The organism is Variovorax sp. 350MFTsu5.1 (assembly GCF_048302515.1).
In the GTDB taxonomy this organism is placed as follows: Bacteria; Pseudomonadota; Gammaproteobacteria; order Burkholderiales; family Burkholderiaceae_C; genus Variovorax; species Variovorax guangxiensis.
In genome coordinates this window covers 484,900-504,744 of sequence record NZ_CP157621.1, presented here as the reverse complement: position 1 = coordinate 504,744, position 19,845 = coordinate 484,900, and the positions used below count along the sequence as shown (strand labels likewise).

Annotated in this window: 15 protein-coding genes; 8 read left to right on the top strand and 7 right to left on the bottom strand. The window is 64.1% G+C overall.

What is annotated here, in order from left to right; translation table 11 throughout:
- Window positions 1-239: 239 nt before the first annotated feature.
- Window positions 240-515, bottom strand: a complete 276-nt coding sequence (locus ABL843_RS33765) for a hypothetical protein (RefSeq protein WP_418120702.1) — start codon at window positions 513-515, stop codon at window positions 240-242.
- 1,236 nt (window positions 516-1,751) lie between these two features.
- Here ABL843_RS33765 and ABL843_RS33760 point away from each other — a divergent pair.
- Window positions 1,752-2,165, top strand: coding sequence for a hypothetical protein (locus tag ABL843_RS33760; RefSeq protein WP_418120701.1), 414 nt, complete (start codon window positions 1,752-1,754; stop codon window positions 2,163-2,165).
- A gap of 503 nt (window positions 2,166-2,668) precedes the next feature.
- Here the strand turns inward: ABL843_RS33760 and ABL843_RS33755 are convergent.
- Entirely contained in the window at window positions 2,669-3,076 is a 408-nt protein-coding gene (locus ABL843_RS33755) for a MerR family transcriptional regulator (protein ID WP_418120700.1), read from the bottom strand.
- 343 nt (window positions 3,077-3,419) lie between these two features.
- Between ABL843_RS33755 and ABL843_RS33750 the strand changes: the two genes are divergently transcribed.
- On the top strand, window positions 3,420-4,247 hold the full coding sequence (locus tag ABL843_RS33750; protein WP_418120699.1) for a hypothetical protein: 828 nt from the start codon (window positions 3,420-3,422) through the stop codon (window positions 4,245-4,247).
- 358 nt (window positions 4,248-4,605) lie between these two features.
- Here ABL843_RS33750 and ABL843_RS33745 read toward each other — a convergent pair whose 3' ends face one another.
- Window positions 4,606-5,331, bottom strand: a complete 726-nt coding sequence (locus ABL843_RS33745) for an aspartate/glutamate racemase family protein (RefSeq protein ID WP_418120698.1) — start codon at window positions 5,329-5,331, stop codon at window positions 4,606-4,608.
- Between the two features lie 106 nt (window positions 5,332-5,437).
- Here ABL843_RS33745 and ABL843_RS33740 point away from each other — a divergent pair, with 106 nt between their 5' ends.
- On the top strand, window positions 5,438-5,920 hold the full coding sequence (locus ABL843_RS33740; protein WP_418120697.1) for an Lrp/AsnC family transcriptional regulator: 483 nt from the start codon (window positions 5,438-5,440) through the stop codon (window positions 5,918-5,920).
- Between the two features lie 211 nt (window positions 5,921-6,131).
- Here ABL843_RS33740 and ABL843_RS33735 read toward each other — a convergent pair whose 3' ends face one another.
- Both ABL843_RS33735 and ABL843_RS33730 read right to left on the bottom strand, forming a co-directional pair.
- Complete coding sequence (locus ABL843_RS33735) at window positions 6,132-9,464, bottom strand: EAL domain-containing protein (protein WP_418120696.1); 3,333 nt, start codon at window positions 9,462-9,464, stop codon at window positions 6,132-6,134.
- 245 nt (window positions 9,465-9,709) lie between these two features.
- Window positions 9,710-11,242, bottom strand: a complete 1,533-nt coding sequence (locus ABL843_RS33730; RefSeq protein ID WP_418120695.1) for a diguanylate cyclase — start codon at window positions 11,240-11,242, stop codon at window positions 9,710-9,712.
- A gap of 518 nt (window positions 11,243-11,760) precedes the next feature.
- On the opposite strand from ABL843_RS33730, the gene ABL843_RS33725 reads away from it, so the two are divergent.
- Together ABL843_RS33725 and ABL843_RS33720 are read left to right on the top strand one after the other, a co-directional pair.
- Window positions 11,761-12,240, top strand: coding sequence for a helix-turn-helix domain-containing protein (locus ABL843_RS33725; RefSeq protein ID WP_418120694.1), 480 nt, complete (start codon window positions 11,761-11,763; stop codon window positions 12,238-12,240).
- A 475-nt stretch (window positions 12,241-12,715) separates the two neighbouring features.
- Window positions 12,716-13,471, top strand: coding sequence for an MHYT domain-containing protein (locus ABL843_RS33720; RefSeq protein WP_418120693.1), 756 nt, complete (start codon window positions 12,716-12,718; stop codon window positions 13,469-13,471).
- Between the two features lie 673 nt (window positions 13,472-14,144).
- Here the strand turns inward: ABL843_RS33720 and ABL843_RS33715 are convergent.
- Both ABL843_RS33715 and ABL843_RS33710 read right to left on the bottom strand, forming a co-directional pair.
- A complete protein-coding gene (locus ABL843_RS33715) occupies window positions 14,145-14,633 on the bottom strand; it encodes a hypothetical protein (protein ID WP_418120692.1) in 489 nt (162 codons plus the stop codon).
- A gap of 180 nt (window positions 14,634-14,813) precedes the next feature.
- Window positions 14,814-15,224, bottom strand: coding sequence for a winged helix-turn-helix transcriptional regulator (locus ABL843_RS33710; protein ID WP_418120691.1), 411 nt, complete (start codon window positions 15,222-15,224; stop codon window positions 14,814-14,816).
- Between the two features lie 135 nt (window positions 15,225-15,359).
- Here ABL843_RS33710 and ABL843_RS33705 point away from each other — a divergent pair, with 135 nt between their 5' ends.
- The 3 genes from ABL843_RS33705 to ABL843_RS33695 all read left to right on the top strand — a co-directional run bounded on the left by ABL843_RS33705 (window position 15,360) and on the right by ABL843_RS33695 (window position 19,501).
- A complete protein-coding gene (locus tag ABL843_RS33705) occupies window positions 15,360-15,716 on the top strand; it encodes an NAD(P)H-binding protein (RefSeq protein WP_418120690.1) in 357 nt (118 codons plus the stop codon).
- Window positions 15,717-16,208 (top strand): hypothetical protein, encoded by a 492-nt coding sequence (locus tag ABL843_RS33700; RefSeq protein ID WP_418120689.1) that lies wholly within the window; start codon window positions 15,717-15,719, stop codon window positions 16,206-16,208.
- 290 nt (window positions 16,209-16,498) lie between these two features.
- Window positions 16,499-19,501, top strand: a complete 3,003-nt coding sequence (locus ABL843_RS33695) for a transglycosylase domain-containing protein (protein WP_418120688.1) — start codon at window positions 16,499-16,501, stop codon at window positions 19,499-19,501.
- Window positions 19,502-19,845 lie beyond the last annotated feature (344 nt).

Genomic DNA, 19,845 nt, shown 5'->3' with positions numbered 1-19,845 from the left:
TGAACCTCAGGACAAGACCCACCCGGACCCTGAATGCAACCGACACCCGCTCTCTGCCGGCGAGGACATCGACAAGAACTGGGGCCAGAGACTTCCTCGCTCTGACTCGACAAGACAACTTTGTCAACGCCTCTTCTGCAAGCGCTACAAAGCGGTTTAAGCGTTGCGATGCCTACCCCCTGTCGAACAGTTGCCAGAATCGAGCGATGCCGCGCATCTGAAATCGAGGCAGTCGACCATCACTGTGGTCGTAGCGACTGAATGGTCTGAATCGATTCGACGTCTCGCTTGGGCAGCAGGGACAAATACGTGGAGATGATCACGGCTACAGCCTGCGGGTTATTCAAAATGTTCAACACGTCAAGCCTGCACGAAGGCACGTCTGGTTCCTGACTTACCGACTGAATTTCAAGCAGAACCTCTCGGGCAAGTTCATGATCGCTACGAGGTCGTCCTTGCGGCATCAGCCAGAAATTGACCTCCTCGGTCGGAACGCGACGGAAAATGCCAACCACGAGAGCCCACTCTTTCGCCTCCTCGCAAAGCGGAATCCGCATCTGGCAAGTAAGAGGATCTTTCGATGTACTTGTCACCCCAAAGCCCTCATCTGACGTCCCCTCAGCGCCGTTATGGACACAGCGGATGCGGTTCCTAGGGGACTAGGCACCCAAAGCAACAGTCCAACCTGCTCGGACCTCTCCTGCGCACGTGCACGCTCTGGCATGAGGCGTCTTCCTCCTCAACTTTGGTATTCATGGGCACAATTACCGCCCAAACGCGCTTTGACGGGAAATCGTCTACCGCCTTCTCTTTGCGCGCAAGATGTTTATGCATCGCGTAGCCACCGGGGCTGCGAAGCCATAGGACCTCTCCTCTGTGCCTGGCGCAGGCGCCCTTGGACTGCGTGCGACTGCCAAAGAGGCGGGCCGAAATGATCGTGAAGGTCCAAGGTTCGCAGCCTCGACCCGATCGTTTCGTGCCGGGCGAAGCGCCTGAACCTCGGCTTTGGGTCGAATCGTGGAGAAGGCTCCGCTGCGCAGAAATGAGCTCTCGCCCATTGCCTAGCGATCCAGTACGTGATGACGTCAGCATGTCGGCTTGCTACAGCTTCCGAGAAGCTTTCATCCTCCATACCATGGTCGAAATAGCGATCTTGGCGGACGGGAGCCGGGGCGCACAGGCGTCGGCGTGAGGTCGACGGGCGCCCAATGCGATCTGCAAGGTGCTGTGGGCGCAGCGCGTTCTCGTCACCAAAACAATGATGCAAGCCCCTCCATCGAACGCGAGGAATAGGGGTTCTGTCAAGCTTTGAAGCCAGGCACTCCTCGGCGAACCGTCGCTTCGCGGCTGCATGGCGTTTGTCCCGAGCACGCCTGAACGTTTCGCGCCTGTCAGCCAGACATCCGTTCCTTGGATTCCACGAGACTTCGGGCCGTTGGTTCGCACCTGCACACTCGACGAATGTCGCTTCACGACAACGTGACTCGGTTTTTTTGACGACCTTGAACAACTTCGCCCTACATCGCGTGTTGGCGGGTTGGCGCAGCAGGCTCCATCATTCGCAAGTCATAGCCTGCAGGAGGCGAACATGGAGTCACGCTGCAACACCAGAGACCGTTGCTTCGCGCAGGAGACGACCATCGACCGGCTGCGCACCGCGCGTTGCACCCTCGGAAGCTGCACGCAGGCGCACCAGCGCCCTTCCCTGCAGCCATCGGGCAGCGCCTGAGCCGTTCTGAGGAAGATCCATCATGCCTACGAGGAACTTTTCAACCATTGATGCCGCCAGCAGGGCCATCAATTTCGTGCTCACCGAAACGGAGCTGGGGGCCACGCCAGCGCACTACTTCGAGCCGACCAATCTGGGGGGCCTCCCACCGACAGAGTCTGAGCTCAGGGTCAAGGAAGACACGGAACTGGGCAATCGCACCCGCTTCGCGACGCACATGTGCCTCATGTCGGCGAGTCAGGCCTTGAAGGCATGCCTGGATCTGCTCAGCTGCGAAGTCGATCTGCCGCCTCATGAACGCACCCGCCAACTGGCGGAAATCGCCAGCAAGGCGCGAGCCGCCGAAGAGATGGCTGCGCAGGCCGCCGGCGTCCTAAGGGGCGAAGTCACCGTACCCGAGAACGCCTCGATCGTGGTCTCGCGCGGCACACGGTGATTGCAGCGGGCCTCGGAAAATGCGCAGGCCGAGCGCGCAACGACGCATAGGCTGGAGTTCACACGGGGTCACGGGCCGAACCTTGCCAGGCAGTCAGCCCCTGCCGCCAGATGCGATCGGTACGATATAGCTCGCGCCCGACAGAAGGCGTAATAAGGCCCTTCAATGACACGCTACGCGTTTCACTTCCTGCTTTTTTTGGAGCGGGCTCCTATGTTCGCCTGCCGGGTCCGAAGATCGAAGAAAGATCGAAGTCGAGGCTGATGGCCGAATTCGCGCTCTCGTGTTGCCTGCAAGCCAGCGCGGCCCTATCCTCGTCGGCCTTGGGGACGCAGCTGTCCACGCCAGGCAGCCGTAAGGCGCAAGCCCCCGAACGCCGCTTCGATGAGGTGCGCCCCAAGAGGCAAGGCAGGCGGCCTGAGCCCCCGTCCCTCAGAGCGAATGCCACTGAAGGTCGAACATTTCAGGTTCTGCTTGCAGTTGAACTGGGCATCGCGCGTCGGTTACCGCTGCAAACTGACGATGAGCGGGCACCGCTCTGTTTCGCGCCGTTCGCAACAGTCTTGAACCAAGCTGGACAGCGCCGCCTCGATCCGATGGAGGTCCGCGAGCTTTCCCCTGATGTCCACCAACTTCTGCTGGGCCAGCACGCGCACATCGCAACAGTGCGTACCGTCTTCCAGTTCCAGCAGTTGCGCCACTTCGCCAAGGCTGAAACCCAGGCGCTGTGCGGATTTGATGAATCGCACGCGTGCCACGTCCGCATCGCCATAGCGGTGGACACTGCCGCCCCCCGGCTTTCGGGGCATCGGCAGCAGGCCTTTTCTTTGATAGAACCGGATCGTCTCCACGTTAACGCCTGCCGAGCTCGCGAAGCTTCCGATACTGAATTTGCCGGCTTTCTGATCCATGGCTGTTGACTCCGTACTTAGGTACGGAGTTTAGGATCGGGTGCAAAAACATTGTCAAATCATCGTGACGTCACAGCAGACCGTCCTGTCCGGGCCTCTTGTTTCTACCGGCGTGGAGGAATCGTGCAACTTTGAGTTTGGCGCGCGCGAACTCGAGCTACCTCGCCAAACGGGCGAATCCGACTTGCATTGGCCGCTGCATGGCTCATCCGACGTCGACCGTCGGCTTCCCTTCCTGCGACATCCCGACGTCGTCGCCGCCCACGCTTGGACATGCGTCAGGATCGAAGTGGAGGCGTTGACCCCAGCGGCGTCCTGCGCCAGCGTCGCTGGCGCGTGGCCCATGAAAGTACTGAAGTCACACCGTGATGGCCCTGCCGCGATGTATTCGGTATTCCTGCGCTTGATCTCCGGTGCCGCCGAACGCGTCGCTGACTTTGCCACCTGCCTGGAGGCGGTGGACTACGCAAGCGCCATCATGGGAATGCAATGGAACCTGGGACGCTGTCTACCGCGTTGCGGCGAACTCTTCGCTCTGCAATGCGTCGTGCGCACCGCTGGCGTACATTTGTACCTTGGGCGAAATTCGACTGTCGATGCACCCGAATGGATCGAAGATCCTGCATCCGCAATAGTGTTCGGCCGAGGCGAAGCCAATGAGTCGTCGCTGATAACGCAAGCGCTGCGAGGCGAGGAAGCCGCGCGCAAATGCTCTTGGCTTGCGGCACAGGTCCTGCATGCGCGAGTTGCACAGGCAAGAGCACCTGAAATCTGTGCCGTGCCTGAAATGGATGTTTGGATCGGCATGGCGACGGTACTTGATCTCGTTCCATCGTTTGCAACGCTCCACGTGAGCCCAGGCTTCGCATCCACGCTCTTGCGCTTGCAGCGACTGTGCCAACACGCTTCGTTGAAAGAAATACGCGCCGAGACCACCGCGGTGTACTGGGGTTCGCCAGAGGTCTTCGGCGCACGGCACCACCAGCGGGGCGAAATGATCGTGACGCCCGCCCTGGTGCGATTTGCGTCCCTTCCGAGCGCGCGAGGTTGTCGCATGGAGACAGTGACACTGGACGTTTTCGAGTTCATGCAGGCCGTCCAGTCATACCGCTGGGATGAAGGCACGTTGGTGGTGGATTTGCATGGGATTGCAAAGGTGCCGAGCGCCTGATGGGGCCAGGACACGCCGAGACGCGCCCCGAAAGCGCTTCTGCCCAAGCAGACAGCCGGCCGTCCTCCGCTCCCATCGAGAAGCCGGTGTGTTTGCATGCTGCCTTGCTGAAGATGATGAGCGACCAACCACCCTGTAGGGACCGCCTGTGTGGATCCGGCCCTCGAACAGGAGGCAGCAGGTCAAATGTTCCTCGGCCCACGCCGCTGCAACCGGCCGAAGACGTTCCTTTGGAGTTGCGCCATGGTGCCAGCGTCCTCTGGTGATTCGGCCGGCCGGGCGGCCGGCAAGCTCGGCAGCCGTGGTCGAAGGCGTTGCTGCCTTCGCCCGGCGCATCGCCGCGCGCCGGGGCACAGGGTCAGTGCACAGGACCGCCGCGCCAGCTCGGAAAGGGCGCTTTCCCCAGCGCCACGGCCACGCCCCTAGCCGCCAGCAAGCGCGTGGAGTCGAGGGTCGGCAACGGTGAGTCGCCAGGCCCGATGAGCAGCGGAATCTCGGTGCAGCCCAGCACCACGGCATCGCAACCACTCTGGGCCAAGCGGGCGATAACGCGCAGACATTCGGCACGTGATGCATCGCGCAGGACGCCGTTGCACAGCTCTTCGAAGATGAGCCTGTGGACGAGCGCCCGATCTTCGTGCGCGGGCGACCTGCACGCCAAGCCTTGGCGTTCCAGAGCCTCGCGGTACAGTGGCCCTTCCATGGTCCATCGAGTGCCCAGCACGCCCAGCGTCCGATGGCCTGCATCCCGTGCCGCTTTCGCAACCACATCGGCGATGTGCAGACCGGGCAGCGCCAACGCGGGGCCTTGGGCCTGCAGGGCCAGGTGTGCAGTGTTGTCGGGGCACAGGAAGAAGTCGCACCCGGCAGCCAGCAGGCGCTGGACCGTCACGGCCAGCGTGGCACGGATCGGCTGCAGCGCGTGGCGCTCCCATGCAGGCATGCTGTGTCCCATTGCGATCACCGAGGTCGTGATGTCGGGATGCAAGTGGGGGCCGAGCTGTCGGCTGCCTTCGTGACAGGCCGCGAGGTAGCAAAGCGCCGAGCCTTCGGCGCTGTGGGCGAGGATTCCGAGGTGCTTCATGTGCGCATTGGATAGAGGTGGCAGAGAATCGTAGAGTTCGGCCCGCGAAATCGGCGCGCTCGTTCGCCTTCGGCGCTTTCCGGATGTTTTGTTTTTCCGCCACGAAGTGAATATCGTGAAGCTCGATGCCATCGACCGCCGCATCCTGGCCTGCCTGCAGGAGGACAACCAGATCTCGAACCTGGCGCTGGCCGAGCGCGTCGGTCTCTCGCCCCCGGCCTGCCTGAAACGCGTGCGCGCCTTGCGCGAGGCGAAGGTCATCATCGGCGACATGTCGATCGTGGACCCGAAGGCACTGGGCCAGTTGGTCACCGTCGTGATGGAAGTAACGCTCGCGCGTGCCAGCCTCGACGTGGTCGATGGCTTCAAGCGCAAGATGGTCGGGCAACCCGAGGTGTCGCAGTGCTACCTGGTGACGGGCGCCTCCGATATCGTGCTGATCGTGCAAGTGGCCGACATGGAGGCCTACGAGAGTTTCCTCACACGGGTGCTCTACAGTGACGCAGCCGTCGCGACGGTTTCCAGCTTGGTGGTCGTCAACCGGATCAAGTTCCAGCCACGCGTGGTGGTGGATGGCAACGGGCCATGAACGTCCAGCACTGCCGGCCGCTTCCTGTGCGGGGCATGCATAAACGAAGACGCCATGCGAGATCCGGAAGGACGACATCGCCGTCTGCCGCAGCGCGCTCTTGGAGATCTTGAAAATCCTCGCCCTTGAGAAGCCCCATGTCGCTGTATTCGGCGTGCGGTCAGACGCGGCGCTTACGGGGTGGGCTCCTCATGCCCCGAGCGCCCCGTTGTCAGACGGCCGCTGAAGGGACCGACTGGTTGCGCAGGTGGCGCTGCATGAAATCGCGTGCCTCGTCGGCCGGCACAGGCTTGCACAGCCAGTAGCCCTGGGCTTCGTCGCATCCGCGGCTGTGCAGGTAGTTGAACTGGACGGGCGTCTCCACCCCTTCGGCCACCACCTTCATCCGCAGCCCGTGGGCCAGCGTGATGATTCCGTCGATGAGCGCGCGCGCGTCCGCGTCCTGCGAAAGGTCGTTGATGAAGGAGCGGTCGATCTTGACCGTGGAGAGCGGAAAGTGCTTCAGGTACGACAGCGACGAGTACCCCGTGCCGAAGTCGTCGATGGCCAGGCCCACGCCCATGTCGCGGATGGTGCGCAGGATAGCCACCGCGTGCTCCGGGTCCGCCATCATCGCGCTCTCGGTGATCTCCAGCTCGAGCAGCGAAGGATCGAGGCCCGACGACTCCAGGATGGCCTTGACGTCGGCCACGAGCGTGCGGCTTTCGAACTGGCGCGGCGACAGGTTGACGCTGGTCAGCACCTCCGGCAGGCCGTGCTTCTGCCATGCGAGCGCGTCGGCACAGGCTCTTTCCAGCGCCCACTTGCCCATCGACACGATCAGGCCGAGCTCCTCGGCGATCGGAATGAACTGCACCGGCGGGATCATGCCCAGCACCGGATGGCGCCAGCGCATCAGCGCCTCCACGCCGACGATGCGCTGCGTCTGCAGGTTCATCTTCGGCTGGTAGTGCATTTCCAGTTCGCCGCGCTCCAGGGCGTGGCGCAGGGCGCTTTCCAGCATGAGCTGCTCGGTGCTCTGCGCGTTCATCTTCGCCGCGTAGAAGCGGTAGGTGTTGCGGCCCTTTTCCTTGGCGCGGTACATGGCGGTGTCGGCGTTCTTCAGCAGCGTCTCGGCATCGCCGCCGTTCTCCGGATAGATGCTCACGCCCACGCTCGCGGTGACGTGCAGTTCACGCCCCTCGATCACGAAGGGTTCGGCGCAGCGCACGAGGACGCGCTCCGCGATCACTGCGGCATCGTTGGCGCTGTCCAGTTCCTCCAGCAGCAGCACGAACTCGTCGCCGCCGAAGCGCGCCACCACATCGGTCTTGCGCAACAAGGCCTTGAGGCGCTTGCCGCAGCCCTTGATCATCTCGTCGCCCACGCCGTGGCCGAGCGTGTCGTTGATGTGCTTGAAGCGGTCCAGGTCGACGAACATCACGGCGAACTGCTTCTGCTGGCGGTTGCTGCGCCGGATGGCGCGCGCAAGCTCCTGCTGCAGCGACGAACGATTGAGCAGCCCCGTCAGCTCGTCATGGCTGGCCATGAAGCGCAAGGTCTTCTCGGCCTCCTTGCGCTGCCGGTACTGAGAGATCTGCAGTGCGATGACCCGCAGCGACTCCAACGTCTCGGCCTCACTCACGGAGGGTCTGGAACCGAAGAGCTCCAGTGCCGTGGCCGCCCCCGGGGCCACGATCGGCACGATAAGACCGGTGATGAGTCCCGCTTCGCGGGCCATCGCATCGCGGGCGAAATGGGCCGGCGACGCCTGCGTGTCGATGCGTACGACGCCACCAATGCCCAGGGCGCGCCCCAGCGAGCCTTCGTCGGGCCGGTACTCGCGCGACCGGCTGGCGCAGGCGAACTGCGACACCGCAGACTCCTGGTCTTCGGCATGCCAGATGGCGTCACAACGAACCACACCGTCCTCGCCGACGCTCCACAGCGCGCCACAGTCCCAGCGCAGTTCGCTGCAGATCGCCTCCAGGGCCAGCGCGATCACCGTCTCGGTCCGGCCGTCACCGGCGAGCAGCCGTGCGATCTTGTACTCGAGTTTCTGGCGCAGCGCATCCTTGCGCGGCCGCGTGGTGTCGCGCACCGTGCCGCGCACCAGCATCTTGCCCGCCTCCTCGCCCGACTGCGCGATGACATGCAGCCAGCGCTCGGTGCCGTCGGGCATGTTCAGGCGATGTTCGAATTCGCTGCGCTGCGCGGACTGGACGGCCGATGTGATTTGCTGGTGGACTGCCGCGCGCTCCGAGGCCGGCACGCGCGAGAGCATCGCGTACAGATCCGGCGGCGAGGAATCTCCCGCAAAGCCCAGGATCCGTCGCGCTTCCGCGGAGCATTGCAGCGCGCCGGTTTCCGGATCGAGGGTCCAGCCGCCCAGACTGGCCAGCTGCTGGGCGTCCTTCCACTGCCGTTCGCTCACCCGCAGGTGGCCGGTCATCTCGCTTGCCAGGACCTGGGCCCGGCTGCGCGAGGTGGTCAGCGAAAAGACGATGCCTGCGAGCAGCGTGCTGGTGGCCAGGCCACCGAGAACGACGAACCACGGGGTCGCCTTGTCGAGCGGGCCGAAGACCTCGCTTTGGTCTTGTTCGACCTCGACAAACCAGGAGTGGCCGCCCAGCTCGAAGCCGAGCATGCGCCGGAAGCTGTGCGCAGGCGAGGCGATCTCAACGACGGGCTTCGCCAGGGCGGCGCTGTCGAACAGCAGTTGCTGCTCGCTGAATGGGGTGGGCGTCACGAACCTGACCTCGACGCGTGTGCCAATCGCCCCCTTGCCCGGCCCGGCATCGGCAAGGCGCAATCGCAGCGTCCGCGCGCGATCGGGGCTGACCACGTCGCGCAGCATTCCGGCGATGCTCAGGCCCGTGCCGACCGAACCCATGTAGGCGCGGCGCCGCTGATCGAGCGTATCGAGCGGCATCTGCGGGCGATAGACCGGCAGCCGCATCGCCAATCCGATGTCGGCCTCGCGCCCAGGGATGCGGACCTTGCGGCCGGACGTGACGAGCCCACCGGTGTCGCGCCCCTGCTCCAGCGCATTCCCCCGGTCGGGCATCGCGCCCAGGTCATTGCCCAGCAGCTTCTCGTTGCCGACCTGGGGTTCGATGTAGAGCAGCGGATAGTAGATGTCCCGCTCGCCAGGCGGCTTGATCGCGAAACCGGAGGCAACGCCAGCGCCGAGACTCGCATCGCGGCGGACCTGCTCCTCGAAGGCGCCCTTCTCATCGGCAGCAACGAAAGGGGCGTAGGTGGCGGCCTGAAACCCAGGGTAGGCACTTGCCAGGTTGAGCCCCGTGACGTAGTTCCTGAAATCGATCCGCGTCACGACCTCGGGCGTATTGAACCGCGCCCGCAGCCCGGTGAGGACGGCGACATAGTCGTCGAAACGGTCCTCGACCTTTCGCGCCAGGTCCAGCGCGGTTGCATCGAAGCGCGTCCGCGCGCTGCGCTCGATCTCCTGGTGGACGGAGATACCGAGCGCGATCGACATCGCGAGGCCAACCCCAAGGATCGCCAACGGCAGGCGAACCTTGACCCCGATGGACTTTGACATTGGACTTGCCCCCGTCGCTGGCTCAGACCCTATTTACATCGTTGCCGCAATATATCGAGGCCACGCAGGTCCGTCACGCAATTCGTTACGAAGATAACAAGGCCGGATTCCGACGGGCCTTCAAGACTTAAGCCTTAAGAATTAAAGGCGTGACACTGGCGCCCCAAGGCAAACGGCAAGCCGTCTGTTCTCGAAAAGAGCGTCGTCGACGCTGCTCGGGCCGCGCGAAGGCGTTCGAGCGCCATTCAAGAAGTGGGGGAATGTGCCGCCGCACATACGCGATCGCGTCCCTCGATCTTGGCCTGGTACAGGGCCTTGTCGGCCGCCTCGATCAGTTCCTTGGACTGCCCGTCCGATGCGGAAGGCCTCAACGCCTCCACGCCGGCACTGAGCGTCACGAAGCCGTTCTCCACACCCGCATGCGCGATCTTCAGATCGCGCACTGCATTGCGGATCCGTTCCGCCAGCAGAAGCGCGTCCTGCACGTCGGTGTTGGGCAACAGCACCGCCAATTCCTCTCCGCCATAGCGAGCCGCGAGATCACCTGGACGCCTGGCGGCCAGGGCCGCGACCGTGCGCCCGATCTTCTGCAAGCATTCGTCGCCCGCCGCATGACCATAGATGTCGTTGTACTGCTTGAAGCAGTCCACATCGATCATGATGAGCGCCAGGGTGCTGGCGTCGCGAACAGCACGCCCGATCTCGGTGTTCAGGGTCACGTCGAACTTGCGGCGATTGGCAAGGCCGGTCAGCCCATCTTCCATCGCGAGCGTGTTGAGGGTCCCGTTCAAGGTCTCCAGCGCATCGCGCGCGCGCCGCAACTCGGCTTCCGTCTGGACCTGCAGCTCGAATTGCTTGACCAGGCGCCATCCGACGGCACCGACGACCAAGACAAGAAGAACGACGCCGGCGGAGTGCCACAGTGTCTCGCGCCACCAGTCGGCGAGGATTTCCTCCTTGGAAAGGGACGCCGCGACGAACAGCGGATAGTTCGGAAGACGCCGGAAGCTGTTGAGCCGCAGGACCCCGTCCTGCGCAGACCTGATGTAGGCCGTACCCACCGGTCCCTGAGAACGGTAGGCCTGAAAAAGGTCGCTGCCGCGCATGTCGCGCCCCGCCGTGCTCGGACTGTAGGGACGACGCGTGATCATGGTTCCATCCTCACGAATCAGCCCCAGGGCCCCTGCCTGCCCGATGTCGAGGCTGGCGTAGAAGTTCACGAAAAAATCGATCCGGATCGTGGCGAGCGCAACCCCTGCAAAGCTGCCGTCGGCATGGTTGATGCGCCGCGAAATCGGCACCAGCGCTCTGCCGTTGGTCCGGCTCGTCACGGGTACGCCGACGTGCGGCCCACGGCTCGTGTTCGCGCGATGGAACTGGAAATACTCCCGGTCAGCGTTGTTCAGGTTCTGCGGCCAGATCTGGCGGGAGTTCGCAACCCAGTTTCCATCCTCGTCGTAGATGTGAAGCCCGTCCAGTTGCGGAAGCTGCGCGACGCGTACTGCGAGAAATTCGCGCAGCCGCGCGATCTCGGCAGGCCCTGTTCCCTCGGATTCGATCCGCTCAACAAGACCGACGAGCACCGTGTCGACCAGCTTGATCTGATCGTCCGCCTGCTGCGCCATGGCACGCGCGAGATTTGATGTCGCCACGCTCATCTGGCGCAGTTGGAGCTGGCGAGACTGCCAACTGTTCCAGCCATCGATCGCGAGCAGGCCCAAGCACACGAGGGCAACGAAGACCACCGTCCTGGATGCGAGGGACAGTCGTCGCAGCACTGCTTACTCTTGCGATGAGAGGAGGAGAGCCATGCACGGACTTTGACACATCCAAGGCGATTTGAGACCCGTGGACGACGGGTTTCTCCGCCCGGAACCGCACCACTCGCGCTGAACGGTGGTCAAGCGTAAGCGGATGGTGTTACTCCTTCGCCCCACCACGCTGCCAAGCTCTGATTCAGATCGGCAGCAGGCTCGCAAGGGGTCATCGATCTGCGCGACATCGGCGAGCGCGGCACAGGTGGTGTGGCAATGACCATACGACAGCGGCCGCGCGCGCAACGGCAACAGCCGAATCCTCGTGTGTCCGAAAACGCTCACCACAAGAGGATCCCTCCGGAAACCCGCAGGGAAACAGAACCAGAACCGTACCGACGCCAAAGGGGCGTGGGCCCTCAGCACTCGATCAAAGGGCAAGCACCCGTCGGGACTACCGTCCACCGACACCCATACCGACCCAACATGCGCTAGGCACTGTAGAGTCGGCTGACTCGAGGACGTCCAGGAAGGAGGATCACGTGCAGCACTTCGGCAGCGATTCCAGTGAATCGATGTTCGTCCAGGCATCGACCGCCCAAGCCCATACCAAGATCGTAGAAGTGCACGCGTTCGATCACCAGTTGCTGCGCTTGAAACGGGCATTGGGCGTTTCCGCCGATGGAGAGGTTGCCAAGGCCTTGGGCATGACCAAGGCTGCTTTCTCCGAGCGCAAACGGCGCAACGCATTTCCCAAGGACAAGCTCTTGGCCCTCGCCGGCTTTCGGCCGGAGTTGAAGCTGGATACGGTGCATGTCATGACCGGAATACCGGCAGCGACCGCAATGCCGGAATCCGTCAAGGCCACAATGCAGCAGGCCGTGTTCGAACAGCTGCGACAGAATCTGCCGGTTGACGAGCAACTGCTGCTGGACGGGTACCGCGCCTTGGACGATCAGGCCAAGAAGCGGTTGCTCAGCCAATTGATCTCTGTTTGGCCGCCCTCCTCAAGGGATGGGTAGGCCGTGACCGCCTTGGGCAGGACAGACCTGCCGCGACAAGGTGCTTGCCCGCGCCGGAGCGCGCGCCCCGCCGGCGAACTGGGACCCTCGACACTGATTGGCATCAAGGCGAGTGATGCCCGGCAGAAGGTAAGCGCCGATGCAAGGAATGAGCATGCACATTTCACGGTCGCACGGACCCAATCGGACATGCGATGTGACATATCTCTCGCTTTCCATGCCGAGATGATTTCGCCTGCCGCACTTCGCAAAAAATGAAAACAAAATATTGTGAATCGGCGAATGTTTGCCATCCATAGGCAGCTTCCCGAAGTCGAAGCCTCGAGCCGCTGGCGTCCTTCGCTGACACCAGCGATCTGAGGGCGCCCGCTCGGCACTTGCCCCCCGGGCCTGCCGGCAGCTTCATTCGCCTGTCTCAGCATGGGCGCAACGATCGCGGCCGAAGCCCCTTTCACCGTCAAACGTAGAAACTCGCATGGAGCTACTTCTCACGCCTTCGTACAACGTGCCGCTGGTCGCGTTGTCGTATTTCATTTCGGTCGCAGGCTCTCTCATCGCGCTCGTCGCCGCCCGCCGCATCGTGGGGCCGGGAGGCCGCATCAGCGTCTATCACTGCGCGACCGCAGGGCTCGCCTTGGGCGGTGTCGGCGTGTGGGCCATGCACTTCATCGGCATGCTCGCACTGCAGCTTCGTGTGGGCGTCTCGTACTCCATGTTCGAGACGTTGATCTCGCTTGTCGCCGCGGCCGCAGCGACAGCCATTGCGCTTGCTTACGTGGCCGCGTCGCCTCGCAGCACGGTGCGACTGGTCGTGGCCGGTATCCTGCTGGGAATGGGGGTGGTCGTCATGCACTACCTCGGCATGTTCGGCATGCGCCTGGGCGGCTTCATCGAGTGGTCGTACCCGATCATCGGCCTGTCCGCCCTCATTGCCGTGGTGGTCGCGACGGTGGCGCTATGGCTGGCGTTCAACACCCGCACCATCCTCATGCGCGTGCTGGCCGCCAGCGTGATGGGCGCTGCCGTCTGCTCGATGCACTACACCGGGATGGCCGCAGCGGACTTCATCTGCACTACCGCGACGCCCCAGGCCATTCCTTCCGGCCTGGCCGTCGTCAGTGCCCTGCAATTGCCCGGCTGGGTTGTGATGTTCACCGTGGCCGCATTGTTTTTGCTGGCGCTCGATCAGTTCGTGCGCCATACGGTCGAGTCGGCGCAGGCCAAGCCATAAGCCAACTCAGGAGCGACCAGCGTGCAAGCTGGCCTGGACGCTGGAAGCCGTTCGCAGGGCGCATGGCTGTCAGGTCACGTTCATGTGCGCCTTCCTGCATTCTTCAGCTCCGTCAAGGCAGAATTTCGGACGGCCAAACCTCGGCAAGTCTGCGCACTGCAGTCTCCCGGACACTTCATTGCTTTGGCGGCTCGGGTCTCACGGAATCTCTAGTGACGGCAGGTCCACGGTGAAAGCCCGGCGCGCCGCCACTCGTCTGTGGGTCAAGTGCGAAGAGGCGGACAAGGTTCAATGCCTTCTCGCTGGGCATAGCATGCGAGAAGGCCGCAGGCAGCGTTGACCGCGCTCCCGGTCGATAGCAGTTGCATCCTGAGGAGTCCCCTTTGCCGACGCAGCGACGGAGCAGTTTCAAGGAGAAACCGCCAAGACGAAACGCGGCGCTGCAACGAAGTCAGCTTTTCACGCCCGCGAGCGATGAAGCCTGCATCGCTACCACGCGCAGCCTGCATGAATGCCGCCCCGATCAAGACGGTCTCCCAAGCCCCCGCGCCGAAACCTCTGGGCATCAACGCTCCTCTGAGATTCGTGCTCCAGTTTAGAACGTCCCTTCCTGAATGCGAATCAGGCACCCGTGAAACGGGTCGCCCTGGGGTCGCCTCGCCCCTGTCGCCCCTTATCGTTTCATCATCGGCACGGACACCGAGATGTGGTCGACCAGAGCACCGTCGCGGTAGTAGGTTCGCACTTGGCGACCGTCGAAGGTCCATTGATCCCATTCGAAAACCGCCTCATCCTCCATGGACCGTTGAGGCTCGCCATAAACGCGCAAGGCGCTCTCCCGCGTCGTGACAGCCGAATGCCCGAACGGCGCGATGCCCGCATAGCCATCGACGTGGTCGTCGCCCGCGGGGCAGAAGAAGGCGCCCGCGAAAATGTAGGGGCCGCGGCCACGCGGTTCGCCGCGCTTCAGCTCAAAGGCCGCTCGAGGGACAAAGGTCAAACTCACGTCCTTTGCCTCCAGATGAACGAAGTCACTGCCTTCTGCGCTGAGTGTCTTCGGCGACAGCGCGGCGACCGAACCCCCATGCGCTTGGATCGCATCGGCGAGCTGCGCATCCGTGTTGCTGAGCCCGAGCAGCTGGTGAATGTTCTCGATGTTCATGCGTGTTCTTTCCTGCGCTGCGCGCATCCGCGCAGATCATTTCCCGTCCTGATTTCATGCGCTTGTGCAGGCCTGCACGCCCGCGCCTTGGTACCGCTGCAGCGGCACCTCCACAGCTTGGCGCGGGGACCCGCGGGGCACGGGCAGCGAGCAACAGTGTCGCGCAGTCGGTGCGGCTGCCTAGCTGGCGGCTGCCGACGCCTCTTCCTCCTTGGTCACCCGGGCGGCCTCGATGGCCGGGAGATGCTTCTCGGCCCAGGACGACAGCGTGCTCAGCGGTTCGATCAGGGAGCGGCCCACGGCGGTGAGTTCGTATTCGACCTTCGGTGGCACCGTGGGATAGACAGTGCGCTTGACGAGGCCGTCTTGCTCGAGACCACGCAGCGTCAGGGTCAGCATCCGATGCGACACGCCGTCGATCAGGCGCAGCAACGCGTTGAAGCGCATGGGGCCTTTCGACAGGCCGCCGACCACCATGATCGTCCACTTGTCTCCGATGCGATCGAGCACCCGTCCCAGCGCCTTGCAGCGTGCATGCTCGTCCTGCCCGACCGCGGGCGCCGCCTGTGTTGTCTTGCGGGTGTTCGTCATGGCGCTCCTGCGGCTTTTCTCTTCATCGGGAACATTTTTGTTCGCTGCGAACCTGCCTGTTCGTTCTTGCGAACCTAGCCGATTGCACGCACATTTGCGCGAACATTTTGTTCGTAACGATAAAAAGGTTATCAAATGAAGATCGGCATCAGTGGCGCCAGCGGCCAGCTTGGCAAGAAGATCCTGTCCCGTCTCGCCCAGCACGGCCATGGCCACCGGCTCGTGGGCATCTCGCGCTCCCCGCAAACCATCGAGGAGGGAATCGAGGGCCGGTTCGGTGACTACGACAAGCCGAACTCGCTGACTTCAGCCTACGAAGGACTGGACCGCCTGCTGCTCATCCCCAGTGCGGACCTCGCACCAGGGGTGCGCGCCGGCCAGTTCAGCGCTGCGATCGAGGCGGCCAGGCAAGCCGGCGTCGGCCATGTCTTTCTGATGTCCGCAAGCGGCACCTGCGAGGCAGCCGTTCCCACACTGGAGCAAACCTATTAGGTGGGCGAGCAGACGCTGATCAGAACCGCGCCGCGGTGGACCATCCTGCGGATGAACTATTACGCCGAATCCATGGCCGACGAGATCAAGATGTCGCTGGGCACAGGCGTGCTGGCCGGCCTGGGCGACGAACGCGTGGCCTACGTCTCCCGGGACGACGTGGCGGCCGCAGCAGCGGGTGCGCTGCTGGGCGAGGGGCATTCGGGGGCGATCTACAACCTGACCGGCGCGGTCGCGGTCACGGGCTTCGAACGGGCCGCCATCGTCTCGGAGATCGCCGGCAAGCCCATCGCCTATGCGCCCATCACGGTGGCGCAACTCCGCGCTGGCCTGGCCCAGGCCGGCCTGCCCGAACCGATCGTGGATGCCATGGCGGAAATCAAGGCCAGTTTCGTCGCAGGCAAGTTCGACATCGTGACGGGCGATGTCGCACGTCTTTCCGGGCGCCCGCCGAAATCGCTTCGTGACGTGCTCACTTCGGCGCTTGCATGAGACCGCAAAGACGCGTGGCCCGACGCTGAGTGCCTGAGGGCTTCAGCCCAGGGAGAGCCCGCGCTGCCTCTCCCAAAGCCGCACTCGACGGGCCTTGTGCCCGGATCGCGCGAGCACGAGAGGCGGCTGCAGCTGTCTCGCAGACCGATCCGGATGTCCACCTCTTGCTCTAGCCGCGACAGCGCGCGCAGTTGTGCTGATGAAGATCGAAAGCACATCCCCAAACGCCCGCAAAAAGCGCATCATCGTGTCTGACGAACCCACGGTGCAGGCTGTTCGCGAGGCAGAGCATGACTTGGTTCAAGAAGCTGTTCTGGATCGGCGCCGGGCTCGCCGCCGCGGGCACGCTTGCCCTGTTCGTGAGGGACGAACTGAGGACCTCCCGGCTTCAATCGGCCCTATGGCACGACCTCGCCAGCGATGCGCACTACAGCGTCGAGACCGGTGCCAGCGACGCCATACGCTTTCCGCAGACTGGCCCGTTCGACGAACGGCTGGGCTATCGCCAGCTTCCCGACTTCATCGAACGCCTGCAGGGCCAGGGCTACGCCGTCACGCGCCAAGCCCGCATGTCGCCACGGCTGCTCGAACTTCAGGACTACGGCCTTTTCGCTCCCTACCGCGAGAAAAATCAGGCCGGCCTCATCCTGCGCGACTGCCGCAACGATGCGCTGCTGCATATGCAGGTGCCCAGGCGGGTGTACCAGCGCTTCGAGGACGTGCCGCCGCTGCTGGTGAACGCCCTGCTGTTCGTCGAGGACCGCCACCTGCTGGACGCGCAGCCGCCGCAGCGCAACCCCGCGATCGACCCGGAACGCTTTGCGAAGGCCGCGCTCGAGCAAGCGCAGCGGGCGATCGGCCTGGGCCGCACTGCAACGGGGGGCAGCACGCTGGCCACCCAGATCGAGAAATACCGCCATTCGCCACAAGGCCGTACCGGGTCGGTCCGCGAGAAGCTGCGCCAGATGGCATCGGCTTCACTGCGCGCCTACCAGGATGGCGGAGACACGCAGGCGCGGCGGCACCAGATCGTTGTCGACTATCTCGACACCGTCCCGCTGGCAGGGCGTGCCGGCACAGGCGAGGTCCATGGCCTGGGCGACGGCCTGTGGGTCTGGTACGGACGCGACTTCGATGAGATCAACCGCCTGCTCGCCGGCGGTGCCGAGGAAGAGGCGCCTGCGGACGAAGCGTTGCTGCTGCGCCAAGCCGAAGCCTTCAAGCAGGCCCTGTCACTGATGATCGCACAGCGCCGCCCGTCGCAGCACCTGCTCGGCGACGGTGCCGGCTTGGCCCGGCTGACCGACAGCTACCTGCGGCTGATGAGCGAAGCGGGCCTGATCACACCCGCTCTGCGCGACGCGGCACTGCCGCTGCCCCTACATCTGCAGCCCGGGCTGCCGCCGCAGCCCCGACCGGACTTCGTGCAGCGCAAGGCCGCGACCGCGCTGCGCACTCATCTCTCCGCGCTGCTCGGGGTACCGCGCGCCTACGACCTGGAGCGGCTCGACCTCGACGCCGACACAAGCCTCGACAGGGTGGCGCAGGCGACGGCCGCCCGGGTATTGGCCAGCCTTCGAACGCCCGCCGCGGCAAGGGCCGCGGGGCTCATCGGCCCTCACATGCTCGATCCGGGCGCCGATCCAGCGCCGCTGACCTACAGCTTCACGCTGTTCGAGCGCGGCGCACAAGCGAACCTGCTGCGCATCCAGGCCGACAGCATGGACCAGCCCTTCGATGTGAACCAGGGCGCGCGGCTGGACCTGGGTTCGACCGCCAAGCTGCGCACATTGGTGAGCTACCTCGAAATCGTGGCCGTCCTGCACGCGCGTTGGTCTGGCCTGAGCCCGGCCGAACTGTCAGCGCAGACACCGAGCCCCCGCGATCCGCTGGGCATGTGGGCCAGGCAATACTTGCTGCGCGCCAAGGACCGAAGCCTCGCGCCGATGCTCGAGGCAGCCATGGAGCGGAAATACTCGGCGAACCCGGGCGAGGCTTTCTTCACCGGCGGGGGCCTGCACCAGTTCGAGAACTTCGAGCGCTCGCGCAACCCCAGCTCGATGACCGTGCGCGAAGGCTTCAAGCATTCGGTCAACCTCGTGTTCATCCGCCTGATGCGCGACCTGGTGCGGCATCACATGTTCGGTGGCGCCTCGGACGCGGAACGGCTCCTGAAGGACCCCACCGATGCGCGTCGGCGCGAGTTGCTCGCGCGTTTTGCCGATCGCGAGGGTGCAGCCTTCCTCGCCCGCTTCCATCGCAAATACCAGCACCTGTCGAGCGCACAGGCCGAGACACTGCTGCTGCGCGACCTGAAGCCCACGGCACCGCGCCTGGCGAGTGTGCTGTTCACGATCGATCCGGAGGCCAGTGACGCTGGGCTCGACAAGTTTCTCGCGCGGCAACTCGGCCACGGCCCCAGATCTGCAGGGGAGCTGCGCGCGCTGCGCACCACCTACGCGGGGTTGTCGCTGGCCGACCGTGGCTACGTCGCCCGCGTGCATCCTCTCGAACTCTGGCTGGTCGGCTTCCTGCGACGCCACCCCGACGCCACGCTCGCCGAGGCAGTGAGCGCGAGCGAGAAGGAGCGCCAGGACACCTACGCCTGGCTCTTCAAGACTCGGAACAAGAGCGCCCAGGACAGGCGCCTGCGCGAGTTGCTCGAACTCGACGCCTTCGCGCAGATCCATCGTTCGTGGCAGCGTCAGGGCTACCCGTTCGCATCGCTGACGCCGTCGTATGCCAGCGCCATCGGTGCGTCAGGCGACCGGCCTGCAGCCCTGGCTGAGCTGATGGGCATCATCGTCAACGACGGCCTACGGCTGCCCACGCAGCGGGTCGGCGCATTGCACTTTGCGCGCGACACGCCCTATGAGACGCGGCTCGAGCCACGCCATGCGAGCCCCGTGCAGGTGCTGCCCGCGGAGGTGACGGCAACGGTGCGGCGCGCGCTGTTCGAGGTAGTGGACGGCGGTACGGCTAGGCGCCTGAAAGGCGCGCTCGTGGATGCGAACGGCCGCGCGATCGGCATCGGCGGCAAGACCGGCACCGGCGACCATCGTTACGAGCGCACCGGCCAGGGCGGCCGGGTGATCTCCGAACGCAAGATCGACCGCTCGGCCACCTTCGTGTTCATGCTCGGCGAGCGCTACTTCGGCACGGTCATGGTTTATGTGCACGAACCCCATGCCGCCCGCTACCGGTTCACGAGTGCGTTGCCGACCCAGTTGCTGAAATCGCTGGGGCCACAGTTGCTGCCGGTGCTCCAGCGTGACGGCTGCGGCGGAGATTGACTGGCGCGCAACTCCAACCAACATCAGTCAGGTGCCCTGCCCGGGCCCAACGCTGTCGAAAGGCTTGATCCGGCACATCCAACGTGGCGTGTACGCCCTGCCCCTAAAGCTCGAGCTGTGGTCTACGCGGTCTTGATGGTCTCTTTTTCCAAAGCCCCGATCTCAACTGAAGCGCCATACACAAAGCATATCGTCGCAACGCCGGACCAAGCCAAAGCACCTGCTCGAGGTTGGGTTCGGCTTCGAAAGCGGGCGACGTGATCAAGGGCGCTGGAGTCTACGCAAGATCCGTTGGATCCGCCCCGGCATGGGCAGACGCCCCGGGATGATTTGTTTCAACCGCA

Bases quoted from the DNA above. Each gene is read 5' to 3' on its own strand.
- ABL843_RS33720 (WP_418120693.1), top strand. From the start codon at position 12,716: ATGGAGCTACTTCTCACGCCTTCGTACAACGTGCCGCTGGTCGCGTTG.
- ABL843_RS33745 (WP_418120698.1), bottom strand. From the start codon at position 5,331: ATGAAGCACCTCGGAATCCTCGCCCACAGCGCCGAAGGCTCGGCGCTT.
- ABL843_RS33750 (WP_418120699.1), top strand. From the start codon at position 3,420: ATGAAAGTACTGAAGTCACACCGTGATGGCCCTGCCGCGATGTATTCG.
- ABL843_RS33705 (WP_418120690.1), top strand. From the start codon at position 15,360: ATGAAGATCGGCATCAGTGGCGCCAGCGGCCAGCTTGGCAAGAAGATC.
- ABL843_RS33710 (WP_418120691.1), bottom strand. From the start codon at position 15,224: ATGACGAACACCCGCAAGACAACACAGGCGGCGCCCGCGGTCGGGCAG.
- ABL843_RS33760 (WP_418120701.1), top strand. From the start codon at position 1,752: ATGCCTACGAGGAACTTTTCAACCATTGATGCCGCCAGCAGGGCCATC.
- ABL843_RS33695 (WP_418120688.1), top strand. From the start codon at position 16,499: ATGACTTGGTTCAAGAAGCTGTTCTGGATCGGCGCCGGGCTCGCCGCC.
- ABL843_RS33755 (WP_418120700.1), bottom strand. From the start codon at position 3,076: ATGGATCAGAAAGCCGGCAAATTCAGTATCGGAAGCTTCGCGAGCTCG.
- ABL843_RS33735 (WP_418120696.1), bottom strand. From the start codon at position 9,464: ATGTCAAAGTCCATCGGGGTCAAGGTTCGCCTGCCGTTGGCGATCCTT.
- ABL843_RS33715 (WP_418120692.1), bottom strand. From the start codon at position 14,633: ATGAACATCGAGAACATTCACCAGCTGCTCGGGCTCAGCAACACGGAT.